Genomic DNA, 12878 nt, shown 5'->3' on the forward strand with positions numbered 1-12878 from the left:
GTAGTTAAATGCATTGCATTTAGCGTTATCAGCTATTTATCCAGCATGATGCTCAACAATTTGTCATCTTGCTTGTTGTATAGCTTGGAGACCAGCTCGCCAAACAAGAAGGCAACGTTAACGCCCTGTCCGCCGTTATATCCAAGGGCATAATAAATATTTTGATTCGTACCGGTTACGCCGATCATTTCATTCTTGGTTGTGGTTTCTGCAATGATTCCGTCCCAAGTTTTTTCAATTTTTATCCCTTTTATTGATGGATAGAGCTCACCAATACGCTTGGAGATTTGAGCTTCAATCTTTTTCAAATCACCGGGGTACTGCAGGTCATCCCCCTCATTGTATTCGACGCTGCCACCACCAATAACAATGCGATGGTCAGCGGTCATGACCATGTGGTAAGTGGCATCACTGTCCGTTCCAGCATATTGGTCGTCATACCATGAGATGTTGTTTTTCCAGCCAATACTGTTGTATTGCGCATCCGTCAGTGGGGCCGTGACTGCAACTTGAGTGTGAGAGGGTTCAATATCATCAGGCTTGAAGCCAAGCGTCTTCCCGGCATAGGCATTGGCTGCAACGACAATACTCTTTGCGGTAACTTCATAGCGTTTGTCATTGACCTTGACTGGCAATGAAATCAGCTTGCCGTTTTCTTCATATTCCAGCACCGGGCTGTTTTCATAGATGACGACCCCGGCATCTTCCGCCAGTTTCTTGAGCGCGGCGACCAGCTTGCCCGGGTTGACCATGCCGCCATTGGGATCATATACCGCACCGACCAGCTCTGGTGAGCCGAGCATATTCACGGCTTTCTCTTTGCCCCAGAATTCAATCGGCATGCCCAGTTTTTTGGCCTGAGCCACATACTCTTTGGCATCATCCAGATTTTCAGGGTTAAAAATTCCCAGCGATTGGCCATTGAGTACGTATCCCGGGTCAATACCGGTCGATTCGGCCAACCGCTTAATCCGGTGCATGCTATTGACGGTGATGTCATAAATCTCTTTATGATTCGCTTTGTGATCACCCATCACAAAGCCGCCTTCGCTATAGGTTTGCGCCAACACCAGAGCGCCATTACGGCCAGATGCGCCATTGCCGACCCGCTTTGCTTCCAAAATAACCACAGTGCTGGCCGGATTGGACTTCTTGATATGGTATGCGGCAGATAATCCCGTATATCCACCGCCGATGACGGCGACATCCACATCAATGTCTTTATTGAGGCTTGAGTTTACGGTAGGCAAGAACTGAGCCCAGTAACTCTGGTTGTCATCATAAAATCTGGCGATATTTTCCTCGCTGGCGAAGACGTTGGTAGCGAGTGTGCCACTCAATGCGATCAGCGAAAAAATAACGCCTTTTAATACCGGAAATGCACGCATGTTGACTCTCCATTGATAGTAAAAAAATTCGAGCAAGATTTAGCTAATTCAGTATCAGCCAGAAATGCGGGCGCCTCTTGTCAAACGTCCGGTTGCTGCTGCCAACCCTGGCTGTCCGCTCTATCCCCCGCAGTGTGTCGGGCAGCCATGGACAATGGATGTCTGTGCAGCGGTCAAACCGCAGGTTGGCAGACGCATATCGCGTTATGGCTCCAGATAGTCGCGATCCTGCCAGTGATAGAACATCAGGGTGGATTTGACGCCGATTGACTTGAACGGCTCCGGCGGTAGCCACATCGGCAGCGTCTGCTCGGCGTGGTTGAACCAGGGGTGCTCTTTGCCCTGATAGAGGCTGGCCACAATGTCGCCAAACAGGAAGGAGAGGTTGATGCCGTGGCCGTTGTAGCCGAGGGCGTAGTAGATGTTCTTGTGATCCCCCATCACCCCCACCGCTTCGGTGCTGTCGCCGGTCATGCCGAGCACCCCGTCCCACACCTGCTCAAACTTGATCCCCTTGAGGGCCGGATAGAGTGTCACCAGCTCCTTCATCATCATGGCGCTGACCCGATTGAGATCTCCCTTGTAGTTGAGGCCGTCGTTGAAGACGTACTCGGCATTGCCACCGCCGATGACGATCCGGTTGTCCGGGGTCAATACCAGATGAAACAGGATGTTGCGGGTGTCATAAAAGGGCATCCGGCTCTGCCACTGGATGGCGTTGAGCTGATCCCGGGTAAGCGGTTCGGTCACGGCGCTCTGGGCGTGTACCGGAAAGACCCGGCCGCTGAAGTAGCCAAGTTTTGAGGTGTAGCCGTTGGTCGCCAGCACTATGCTGTCGGCGGTCACCTTGTACTTGTCGGCCACGTTCAGTTCGATCTGCTTCCCCTCCTTGATCCCGAGAACCGGGCTCTGTTCATAGATGGTGACGCCCGCCTGCTCCACCGCCTTGTGCAGGGCGTTGACCAGCTTCATGGCGTGTACCTGACCGCCATTGGGGTCGTAGACGGCGCCTGCGTAGCGGTCGGTGCCGAGTTTCTCTTCGGTGGTGTCGGCGTTCCAGTATTGCAGCGGGATGCCGAGGCGATTGGCGGTTTTTACATAGTCGCGGTACTCGGGAATATCCTCCTCATCGAGGATCGCCTCCACATAACCATCGAGCCTCATATCGGCATCGATGCCGGTCGATTCAACCAGTGCTTGCAGCTTGTGCATGCTGGCGACCGTCAGATCATAGTGGCGCTTGCTCGCTTCCCCCTCTTCATAGAGGTCCATCACCTCGGAGCCCGGCAGCACCATGCCGCCGTTGCGGCCCGAGGCGCCGCTGCCGACCTGTTTGGCCTCGAAGATGGCAATCTTGAGCGACGGATTGGCCTTGGCCAGATGCCAGGCGCTGGAGAGGCCGCTGTAGCCGCCACCTATGATGGCGATATCTACCTTCAGATCTTGTGCCAGCGGGGCACTCTCCTCTGCCGGTTTCTCCTTGAACCAGTAGCTGGTGTTGGGCTCAAAGTCGCTCATTTTGGGGCCGCAGGCGGCGAGGAAAAAACAGCTGATACACATGGTCAACGCTCGTTGGCAGAGGGTGGTCGGGTTCATGGTTTGCTCCGGGTTCAGATTGCTTGTTCGGTGTTGCTGGCTGGTTGCGCCGTATTGACCCGGCGTCCGATATCCCGCAGCCGGGCGAGCTGGTCGGCAAGACCGGGCCCTTCATCCAGGCTGCTGACAAAATTCCAGAGGTAGGTCATTACAGCATAGACATGGCCTGCGGAGACCTGGGGTTGGGCCATCAACATGGTGATGGCGAGCAAAAAGAGCAGGGCCGCGCTGACGCCGACCGCCAGAAAGGCGAGCGCCTCCCGATCCGATACCCGGATACGGATCCATGCGAGGGTGCGGTAGTGACGGGCCAGCCTGATTTGCTCGGCGTGCGTCACCAGCTTGACCTCGTGCTCCAGCCGGTCGTTGAGGCGCTCATGCAGCAGCTGGTTCTTGCGTGAAAAACCGGGCAGCAACAGACCGAACAGCAGCAGGACCCCCATACAGGCGATACCGACCCAGAACTCGATAACCGTCAGCATGATGGCGGCACCCATGATGGAGACCAGGCTGGTGGCCAGGATCGGGATATGTTTCTCGAAGAAGTCGACAAACTCCCGTGCCAGGGTGACCCGCGCCACTATGGTGGATTGTCCCTCCTGCTGCTGACGCTGGGCCAGGATCACCGGCACCGCCAGCGCTGCATAGATATGGGTGAAGGTGCGGGTATCGACCGCCCGGCGCAGGGCGCCGATGAGCCAGAACAGCAGCACGATGAGGGCATAGCTCGAGGCTTGCCACCACTGTCCCTTGACGATGGCGTCGATGGCAAAGCCGGCGAACAGGGGGTAAGCCACCAGCAGGATGTTTTCGAGGGCGACCAGTGAGAAGGTGCCCGCCAGCTTGAGGGGATTGGCCCGTGCAATCGCCCCCAGCGAACGACCGGCCGAGTGTGGCAACGGCGTGGCCTGCTCGTTGCAACTGGCTGCCGAAGTGGTTGGTGTTGTCATGGGTTATCTCCTAAGATGTCGGAAATGCTAACTTTGAGCAAGTGCTCAAAGTTTGTTTGAGCGGTCGCTCAAAGTCAAGCGGAACGATTGATATCGCAGGAGGTAAGATGGCACGCCCATCAGCAGAACAGCGTAAAGAGATGATCATCGAGGCCGTACTGGCCCTGTTTCGAGAAAAGGGGATGGCCGCCTCTTCTACCCGTGATGTGGCCGAGCGCACCGGTCTGGCGCGCAGCCACGTCTACCACTACTTCAAGGATTGGAAAGAGCTCTGTCTCTGCGCCGTGGAGCGCTTCACCAGTCAGGAGATAGCCGAGCAGCGGGAGTGGCTGTTGCCGCTGCCGGCCCGCGAAGCGTTGCCACTGTTCGTGCGGGACAACCTGCCGACCAGTCAGGATGCCTCCTGGGCCATCTATCTGGATGCATGGAACGAGTCGCTACGCGACCCGGTATTTGCCGAGAGTTACCGCAAGACCATTCAGGCATGGCGCGAGGTGCTGGAGCAGATCCTGCAAAAGGGGATCGACAGCGGCGACTTCATGGCCGCTGATACCGGACGACTGGCGCGCCAGATCACCTCCCTCATCAACGGCTATGCCGATGACCTCATTCTGGAGCCGACCCCCGAGACGGTAGAAGCTACCTATCAGGAGATCATGGCGGTGGTGAACCGGCTGGTACTGCCAAACAACCCGGCATAAAGCTGGAGGAAGGTCATCAACTCTTCCCCATGTTTATTTGGCCGCTGTTCGGGCATGCTGGAGGTCGGTTGCCAAGGAGTGGTTTGATGTCTATCCCCCATTTATCGCTACAGGATGCCCGTCATTTGCAGCTGGCGGCGCAGGGACTGCTGGTGCCGCGCCGCGGCAAGGCTGCCCCGGCCGATCTGCTGGCGACCATCCGCCGCATGGCGCTGCTGCAGATAGACACCATCTCGGTGGTAGCGCGCAGCCCCTATCTGGTGCTCTTTAGCCGCCTTGGCCAGTATGAACCTCGCTGGCTGGAGCAGTTGCTGGCCGACGGCGAGATCTTCGAATATTGGGCTCACGAGGCCTGCTTCGTGCCCCGCGAGGATTACCGGCTGCTGCGCCACCGGATGCTCGACCCTGCCGCCATGGGCTGGAAGTTTTCGGCCAACTGGCTCGCTACCCATCAGCAAGAGATTGGCCGCCTTATCGAGCGCATTCGCCACCATGGCCCGGTACGGGCGGCTGACTTTGAACGCACAACCGGCAAGGGGAACGGCTGGTGGGACTGGAAGCCGGAGAAACGTCATCTGGAGGTGCTCTTTACCACCGGTCAGCTGATGGTGCGGGAGCGGCGCAACTTTCAGCGGGTCTATGATCTCGCCGAGCGGGTGCTTCCCGAGTGGAGCGACCAGCGGGATCTGCCGAGCATCGAGCAGGCGCAGCGGGATATGGTGCGCGCCAGTTGCCGGGCACTGGGGCTGGTCAAAACTGGCTGGGTGGCTGATTACTACCGGCTGCGGCGTGGCAAATATGACGCCTTGCTCCATCAACTGGCGGACGAGGGGGAGCTGCTGCCGGTACGTGTCGAGGGATGGCAGCACGGCGCTTTCGTGCACGCATCTCTGGCCGATGAGCTGGCAAGGGCGCAGGCGGGTTGTCTCAAGGCAACCCATACCACCGCCCTGTCGCCGTTCGATCCGCTGGTATGGGATCGCAAGCGTGCCAGTGAGTTGTTCAACTTCGACTATCGCATCGAGTGCTATACCCCGGCGCCCAAGCGTCAGTACGGCTACTTCGTGTTGCCGCTGCTGCATCGTGGCAAGCTGGTGGGCAGAATGGATGCCAAGGCCCATCGCCAGCAGGGGATCTTCGAGATCAAGAGCCTCTATCTGGAAGCCGGGGTGAGAGTGACCCGCCAGCTTGCGCAGGATCTGGCGAAGGCTCTGCAAAAGTTGGCCGAGTGGCACCAGACGCCGGCGCTGCACTATGGCGCCATTCCGGCGCCCTTGCTGGCCATGTGGCAATCTGGTGTTGCGCAAGGTGGTGAGGTAGCGGCAGTGGACTAATCTGCACGGTAACGTGTCGCAAGATGATGGCATGAGTGGGGAGAGAGGGATGAGACGAACCCGATTGCTGCTGGCAGGGCTGGGCCTTGCCATGCTGATACCGGCGAGCTTGGCCAGCGCGGCAGAGAAGCCGGTACAGATCTGTCTGGGGGAGGGCAATGAGTGGGCCCCCTTTACTTACTGGGAGCGCAAGGATGGGGTGCCCGATACCAGCCGGCTGACCGGCTCGGCCACCACGCTGGTGCTCGATGCCATCAAGAAAAATGGCTTGTCCTATCAGATCCGCTATCTGCCCTGGGCGCGGGTGCAACAGGAGCTGGCGGATTATCACCAGAACGGCCTGTGCGAGCTGACCTGGGATGCCAGCTACAAGCCGGAGCGTGCCGAGTTCGCCTTCTACAGCGTGCCGCTCTACTACACCCATCTCGGTTTCTTCTATCTCAAGCGCCGCTATCCTGAAGCCCCCGATCTGCAGACGGTCAACAGCTCGCGGGTATGCGGCGTGATTGGCTATAACTATGCCCCCTACGGTCTGGCGCAGGAGCCACGCCGGGTCAAGCAGCTGCAACAGGCGCTCGACATGCTGGGGCGGGATCGCTGTGACTTCCTGCCAAGCGAGATTGAGCCGCTGGTTGGCGGGTTAACCCTGGGCATCTACCAGAGCGAACCCGGTCTGCTCAATCTCGCCCTGCCAAGTCGCAAGGGATTCTATCTGCTGGTCAGCAAGGGATCGCCTCGCGCCTTCGAGCTGGTTACCCGCCTGAATCAGACGTTGGTGGCATTTCAGGAGCAGGGTCATGCGGAGGAGGTGATGCGCCGCTTCCTGCCGCCGATGGAGTAAGCGCCAAGAAGGCTAATCACTCAGATTTATCAGATGAAAAAGAGCCAGCCGGTGCAAACCGGCTGGCTCTTCCGTTTTATGGGAAAACCATCAGGCTGCGATGCGGGTCAGCACCTTCACCAGCAGTTCGATGCGAGGGCCAATGCTGGCCAGATCGAGATACTCCTCGTCACTGTGGAAACCGGCACCAATGGGGCCCAGACCATCCAGCGTGGGGATGCCGAGGGCGGCAGTGAGGTTGGCATCGGAGCCGCCCCCTACCTCTTGCCAGCGAATGGGCAGCCCCAGTTCGGCGCCGCACTCCTCCACCAGCTGCATCAGTGCCTGAGTGCCTTCTGACGGCACCATGGCCGGTTTATGCGCCTCGCGGGTCAGCTTGATGGTGACCCCTTCCAGATGGGGCCGTTCGACCAGGGTCAACAGATGATCGTTGACCAGGTTGTACTCCTGATTGTCCCAGAAGCGCACATCCACCACCGCGCTGGCGTGGGCCGGCACTATGTTGGCGCCGTTGCCCCCCTCGACGATGCCGATGTTGAGGGTAGTGCCGCTCTCGAAGTTGGTCAGGGCATTGATGGCGAGGATCCAGTGACCCAGCTCGGTGATGGCGCTGCGCCCCTTCTGCGGCTCGTTGCCGGCGTGAGCCGCCTTGCCGGTGAAGTCGATGCGATAGCGTGCCATTCCCTTACGAGCCTTGACCAGCGAGCCATCGGCACGGGCCGCTTCGGCCACCAGCACTTGTCTGGCTTGCTTGGCCACCGATGCCAGCCAGTCGCTGGAGTGGAGGGAGCCAATCTCCTCGTCCGGGTTCATGCAGACGCAGATGCTCAGGCGATCGCGCACCTCGCGGGGCAGTGCACGCAGGGCATAGACGATGTTGAGCAGGCCGGATTTCATGTCGGAGACGCCGGGGCCGTAGGCGCGCTCGCCATCGACACTCATCGGGCGTTCGGCTGCGGCACCGACCGGGAAGACGGTATCCATATGACCGATCAGCATGATGTCGATCTGCTCGGCCTGCGGCTGGTTGCGGATCTCCAGCCCGACCCCGGCGATGCCGCAGTCGACCCGTTTGATCTGCCAGCCGCCCATGGCCTCGTATTTGGCGGCCATCAGCTCGGCCACTGTGGCAATGCCCGGCTGGTGCAGAGAGCCGCAATCCAGATTGATCAGGGGGGCCAGCTCGGCCAGATATTGATCCAAAGAAAAAGTCATTGTTTGCTCCGCTATCAGATCCGGGGTCACAGGATGATGTTCATTACCAGCATGGCGCCAAAGGCGTTGAGCACCGAGATGGCGATCATGACCGGGATATAGCGCCCTTCGGTACCGATACAGCCGAGGATGCGGCCCATGTACTGCACCTGTGAACCCATCAGGTAGATGGCTGGCGCCAGAATGGCGATGTGAGTGCCGTTGAGGATCCCCTGATCGAACAGGGTGATGACCACACCGACTGCACCGCCCATCGACATCCAGGCGCCGATCAGCACGGCTGCCGCTTCACCGGGCAGGCCGAAGATGGCCATGACGGGGGAGAAGATGGCGCCCATGGCGTCCAGCGCGCCGGTGATCTGCAGTGCTTTGATGATGACAAAGGCCATCAGCACGTTGGGGACGGTGGAGGTGGTGGCGATGACCCATCCCTTCTTGGCCCCTTCGACGAAGATATCGGTGACGATGGGTTTCTTGACGTTGGCCTGGCTCATTTGGCTTGCTCCTGGGTGGTAAGGGTCTGATCGCGTTTGCTGTTGTCGGCACTCTTGCCTTCGGTGAGGTTGAGATAGACCCGGAACAGATTGGCGCCAATGAACTTGAAGACGAACATCACGGCGACTGCCAGCCCGATGGAGGAGCTGACAGCCTGGGTGCCGTCAGCCAGGGTCAGGGTGAAGAGCACGGCACCGGAGGAGAAGAAGTTGACTATGGTGGCGCCAGCGGAGAACTGGAACATGGTGAACACGTCGGTCTCGCGCTTGGTGATGAGCCCTTCATCCTTGAGCTGGCGAGTCATGGCAGCACCCGCATCGGTACTCTGCAGCGAGGCGATAAGGGCGAGGCCGGTGTTGCCCGGGATCCCCATCAGCGGGCGCAGCAGCGGAGTCAGCAGCTTGCGGGCGGCATCCAGTGCGCCGTAGTGCTCCAGCACGTTGATCATGCCGAGGGCAAACATCACGGTGGGGATCAGGGTCAGGGCGAACAGGAAGCCATCGCGAGCGCCATTGCCTCCCTTGCCACGCATGTCGGTCATGGCTGTTTTGATACCATCCCCGTTTTCGCTGACGCTCTGCACCATGGTGCCGAACGAACCGTTTAGCGTGGTGAAGTCAAATACCCCGTACCACTGATTGGACTGCAGCAGCCCGGAGAAGAAGACAACGGCAAAGGCCAGTGCCAGATAACAGCCGATCGTTACCGGACGGTTTTTTTCGCTCATAGATAGCTCCACATGAATAATTATTTAATCGGATGAATTATGGTTGATACGGCTATCAATTATTTGATGGGGGTCAAGGAGCCTTGCTGATATGCGGGGTGACGTTGGTGATATGTGAGGATGATCGTCCTCTGAAAAGAAGAAGATCCGGTTTTTGTTTAATTTGTTGAAAAAATCAGCGGTAAGGGTGCGTCGGGACGCGGCAATAAAAAACCGGGCACTTGGCCCGGTTTGTTCAATCAGTTGCGTAGTGATTACTGGAGTACCAGCACCATCAGCAGACCGACGGTAATGGCAGATACCAGGAAGGCAAAGCCATAGAACACATAGTGGTGCAGCTTGGTGGTGTGGATCCCCAGATCATGCAGACCGTGGTAGATACGGTGCATACCGTGCCAGATCGGCAGGGCGATGATCACCAGCAGGATGCAGGCACCCCACCAGGAGCTGGCGAATGCCAGAACGCGGTCATAGCTCATGGTCTCTACGTCCATGATACCCATGGGTACCAGCAGACCGGTGATGAGGACAATGACCGGCAGCAGCATGGCAACGACCATGCCACCCGCACCAAACAGACCCCAGTAAATTGGCTCGTCAGAACGTCTCATTGTTTTCTCCTCAGGCCACGATGATCAGGACAAGCAGGGATACCACAGCCAGCGCCACATACTGGGCGATGACGATCGGTTTCTCCGGCACCAGGTCTTCACCACGGAAGATACGCATGGCTTTCGGCGCCAGAGCGAACCAGGTCTTGGCATGGAACAGGCAGGCTGCCAGCGCAATCACGTGGAACAGGATGGCGATCGGGCTTTGCAGGGACTCCAGCCAGCCGTTAAACGCTTCCTGACCCTGTACCAGACGCATCAGACCCCACATCAGCACAACAGCGTAGATGGAGACGAAGATACTGGTGCCTTCGCGGATCATGTAACCGGTGTAGAAGGCGTTCTTCAGCCACCAGTCTTTCTTCATTTCGCGGACGTAAGGTTTACGTTTGCTTTCAGTGTTGTTCATGGTCTCAATCCTGCTCTCAATCTGGCTTGAACATGGCGATCATGTAGTCCTTGGCACTCTCTACCTTGCCAAGCTGGATGGCCGCTGCCGGATCGACGCCCTTCGGGCACACTTCGGAGCAGTAGCCCACGAAGGTACAGCCCCAGACGCCTTCGTCCTGGCTGATGATGCGCATACGCTCTTTGGCGCCGGCATCACGGTTGTCGACGTTGTAGCGATAGGCCAGAGCCAGTGCCGCCGGACCGGTGAACTTCTTGTTGATGCCGTACTGCGGGCAGGCCGCGTAGCAGAGACCACAGTTGATGCACTGGGAGAACTGCTTGTACTTCGCCATCTCTGCCGGAGTCTGGATGTATTCGCCATCGCACAGGTTGCGCGGCTCGCTCGGGATGATGTAGGGCTTGATGCTCTCCAGCTTCTCGATGAAATCGGACATGTCGACCACCAGGTCGCGCTCGATCGGGAAGTTGTTGAGCGGCTCGATGGTCATCTTGCCCGGCAGATAGTCGCGCAGGAACGCTTTGCAACCCAGCTTGGGAACACCGTTGACCATCATGCCGCAGGAGCCGCAGATCGCCATCCGGCAGGACCAGCGGAAGCTCAGGGTAGAGTCCAGGTGATCCTTGATGTATTGCAGCGCATCCAGCAGAGACATCTCTCTCTGGTAGGGCACCTGGAAGGTCTGCATCCAGGGCTCGTTATCCTGCTCCGGACGATAGCGCAGGATTTCAATTTCAATCATCTCAGCCATTCTTCTTAGCCTCGTCTTGTTTCTCACCCTCGGAGCCGTACACGCGTTTTGCCGGCTGGGACTTAGTGATCTTCACATCGGAGTAATCGATGGAGGGCGTTTCGCCATTGTTGTAGAACGAGAGCGTGTGCTTGAGGAAGTTCACGTCATCACGCTCTTCGTAACCATCCAGACGCTGGTGGGAACCGCGGGACTCTTTACGATTGATGGCGGAGTGAGCCATGGCTTCTGCCACGTCCAGCATGTAACCCAGTTCGATGGCGTACAGCAGGTCGGTGTTGAAGACAGAGGACTTGTCGTTGATCTTGACCTTCTTGTAACGGGCTTTCAGCTCGTTGATCTTGTCGATGGTGCCCTGCATCAGCTCTTCGGTACGGTAGATACCGACACCGGCTTCCATGGAGGTGCCCAGTTCGTTGCGGATGTCTGCCGGGTTCTCGGTGCCATCGATGTCGAGCAGGGAGAGATGCTGCTTGACCAGAGCCTCGGCCTTGGCGACCAGCGCTTCGGTATTGCCATGCTTCTGGGTCTTGGCGAATTCACCGGCTTGTTCACCAGCCAGCTTGCCGAATACCACGATCTCGGACAGGGAGTTGGAACCCAGACGGTTGGCGCCGTGCAGACCAACGGAGGCACATTCGCCAGCGGCGTAGAGGCCGGCCAGACGGGTGGCACACTTGTTGTCGGTCTCGATACCACCCATGGTGTAGTGGGCAGTCGGACGTACCGGGATGGGCTCTTTGGCCGGATCCACGTTGACGTAGGCTTTGGCCAGTTCGCAGATGAACGGCAGACGCTCTTTCAGGTACTTCTCGCCGAGGTGACGCAGGTCGAGGTGAACTACATCGCCCATCGGGCCCTGGATCACGCGGCCTTTCTGCTGTTCTTGCCAGAATGCCTGGGAAACGCGGTCGCGCGGACCCAGTTCCATGTATTTGCTCTTCGGCTGGCCGATCGGAGTTTCCGGGCCCAAGCCGTAGTCTTGCAGGTAGCGGTAGCCATCCTTGTTGAGCAGGACGCCACCCTCACCACGACAACCTTCGGTCATCAGGATGCCGGTACCCGGCAAACCGGTCGGGTGATACTGAACGAATTCCATGTCACGCAGCGGTACGCCGTGACGATAGGCCAGTGCCATGCCGTCACCGGTGACAATGCCGCCGTTGGTGTTGTAACGGTAAACACGACCAGCACCACCAGTTGCCAGAATCACGGATTTGGCCTGGATGAAGCGGGTGATGCCGTTCTGGATGTCAAAGGTCAGAACGCCCTGAACGCGACCATCTTCCACGATCAGATCGAGGCAGAAGTGCTCGTCGAAGCGCTTGATGCTCGGGTATTTGACGGAGGTCTGGAACAGGGTGTGCAGAATGTGGAAACCGGATTTGTCAGCGGCGAACCAGGTACGGGGAACCTTCATGCCACCAAAAGGACGCACGTTGGCTTTGCCATCCGGCTTGCGGCTCCAGGGGCAACCCCAGTGCTCCAGCTGGATCATCTCTTTGGTCGCATTGTTGACGAAGTAATCGACAACGTCCTGCTCACACAGCCAGTCACCACCGGAGACGGTGTCGTTGAAGTGGTTTTCGAGGGAGTCGTCATCACGAACGACACCGGCGGCACCACCTTCGGCTGCCACGGTATGGCTACGCATCGGATAGACTTTGGAAATCAGGGCGATATCCAGGTCTGGCTGTGATTCGGCTATAGCGATAGCGGCGCGCAGGCCAGTACCGCCGGCACCGATGATGGCTACATCGGTCTTGATAATATCCACATCTGCCTCCTTAGGGATAGATTTGCTGGGCACGATTTTGCTCTATGAAAAAAATTCAGGCTTGATGCAAGTCAAACAGCTTG

At 58.1% G+C, this 12878-nt stretch carries 13 protein-coding genes; 3 read left to right on the top strand and 10 right to left on the bottom strand.

The features are described 5' to 3' along the window. Positions 1 to 32 precede the first annotated feature (32 nt). The 3 genes from AAHA39_RS14580 to AAHA39_RS14590 all read right to left on the bottom strand — a co-directional run bounded on the left by AAHA39_RS14580 (position 33) and on the right by AAHA39_RS14590 (position 3934). Positions 33 to 1388, bottom strand: coding sequence for an NAD(P)/FAD-dependent oxidoreductase (locus AAHA39_RS14580; RefSeq protein WP_320657324.1), 1356 nt, complete (start codon positions 1386 to 1388; stop codon positions 33 to 35). A 204-nt stretch (positions 1389 to 1592) separates the two neighbouring features. Further along, positions 1593 to 2984, bottom strand: coding sequence for an NAD(P)/FAD-dependent oxidoreductase (locus AAHA39_RS14585; protein WP_182926036.1), 1392 nt, complete (start codon positions 2982 to 2984; stop codon positions 1593 to 1595). Between the two features lie 14 nt (positions 2985 to 2998). Beyond that, on the bottom strand, positions 2999 to 3934 hold the full coding sequence (locus tag AAHA39_RS14590; protein WP_041209996.1) for an ABC transporter six-transmembrane domain-containing protein: 936 nt from the start codon (positions 3932 to 3934) through the stop codon (positions 2999 to 3001). Between the two features lie 107 nt (positions 3935 to 4041). On the opposite strand from AAHA39_RS14590, the gene AAHA39_RS14595 reads away from it, so the two are divergent. From AAHA39_RS14595 to AAHA39_RS14605, 3 genes are all read left to right on the top strand, one after another. Next, a complete protein-coding gene (locus AAHA39_RS14595; protein ID WP_139395343.1) occupies positions 4042 to 4635 on the top strand; it encodes a TetR/AcrR family transcriptional regulator in 594 nt (197 codons plus the stop codon). 86 nt (positions 4636 to 4721) lie between these two features. After that, positions 4722 to 5969 carry a winged helix-turn-helix domain-containing protein gene (locus AAHA39_RS14600; RefSeq protein WP_320657325.1) on the top strand — a complete coding sequence of 416 codons (1248 nt, stop codon included), beginning with the start codon at positions 4722 to 4724 and terminating at the stop codon, positions 5967 to 5969. A 49-nt stretch (positions 5970 to 6018) separates the two neighbouring features. After that, positions 6019 to 6810: a substrate-binding periplasmic protein gene (locus tag AAHA39_RS14605; protein WP_043850150.1), complete on the top strand. Its 792-nt coding sequence runs from the start codon at positions 6019 to 6021 to the stop codon at positions 6808 to 6810. A 90-nt stretch (positions 6811 to 6900) separates the two neighbouring features. Here the strand turns inward: AAHA39_RS14605 and AAHA39_RS14610 are convergent, their stop codons facing one another. The 7 genes from AAHA39_RS14610 to frdA all read right to left on the bottom strand — a co-directional run bounded on the left by AAHA39_RS14610 (position 6901) and on the right by frdA (position 12795). After that, entirely contained in the window at positions 6901 to 8025 is a 1125-nt protein-coding gene (locus AAHA39_RS14610; protein WP_320657326.1) for a M20 family metallopeptidase, read from the bottom strand. 26 nt (positions 8026 to 8051) lie between these two features. Continuing rightward, positions 8052 to 8519 carry a YjiG family protein gene (locus AAHA39_RS14615; RefSeq protein ID WP_041210001.1) on the bottom strand — a complete coding sequence of 156 codons (468 nt, stop codon included), beginning with the start codon at positions 8517 to 8519 and terminating at the stop codon, positions 8052 to 8054. Beyond that, positions 8516 to 9247, bottom strand: coding sequence for a nucleoside recognition domain-containing protein (locus tag AAHA39_RS14620; protein WP_041210002.1), 732 nt, complete (start codon positions 9245 to 9247; stop codon positions 8516 to 8518). Before AAHA39_RS14620 ends, AAHA39_RS14615 begins: the two co-directional genes overlap by 4 nt. 254 nt (positions 9248 to 9501) lie before the next feature. Beyond that, on the bottom strand, positions 9502 to 9858 hold the full coding sequence (frdD, locus tag AAHA39_RS14625; protein ID WP_033112665.1) for a fumarate reductase subunit FrdD: 357 nt from the start codon (positions 9856 to 9858) through the stop codon (positions 9502 to 9504). A gap of 10 nt (positions 9859 to 9868) precedes the next feature. After that, positions 9869 to 10267, bottom strand: coding sequence for a fumarate reductase (locus AAHA39_RS14630; protein ID WP_033112664.1), 399 nt, complete (start codon positions 10265 to 10267; stop codon positions 9869 to 9871). A 16-nt stretch (positions 10268 to 10283) separates the two neighbouring features. Then, positions 10284 to 11018: a succinate dehydrogenase/fumarate reductase iron-sulfur subunit gene (locus AAHA39_RS14635; RefSeq protein ID WP_005347973.1), complete on the bottom strand. Its 735-nt coding sequence runs from the start codon at positions 11016 to 11018 to the stop codon at positions 10284 to 10286. Beyond that, complete coding sequence (gene frdA / locus AAHA39_RS14640) at positions 11011 to 12795, bottom strand: fumarate reductase (quinol) flavoprotein subunit (RefSeq protein ID WP_041210004.1); 1785 nt, start codon at positions 12793 to 12795, stop codon at positions 11011 to 11013. Before frdA ends, AAHA39_RS14635 begins: the two co-directional genes overlap by 8 nt. Between the last annotated feature and the right edge of the window lie 83 nt (positions 12796 to 12878).

The sequence above is a fragment of the Aeromonas sp. SE22 genome (assembly GCF_038739755.1).
Taxonomy (GTDB): domain Bacteria; phylum Pseudomonadota; class Gammaproteobacteria; order Enterobacterales; family Aeromonadaceae; genus Aeromonas; species Aeromonas jandaei.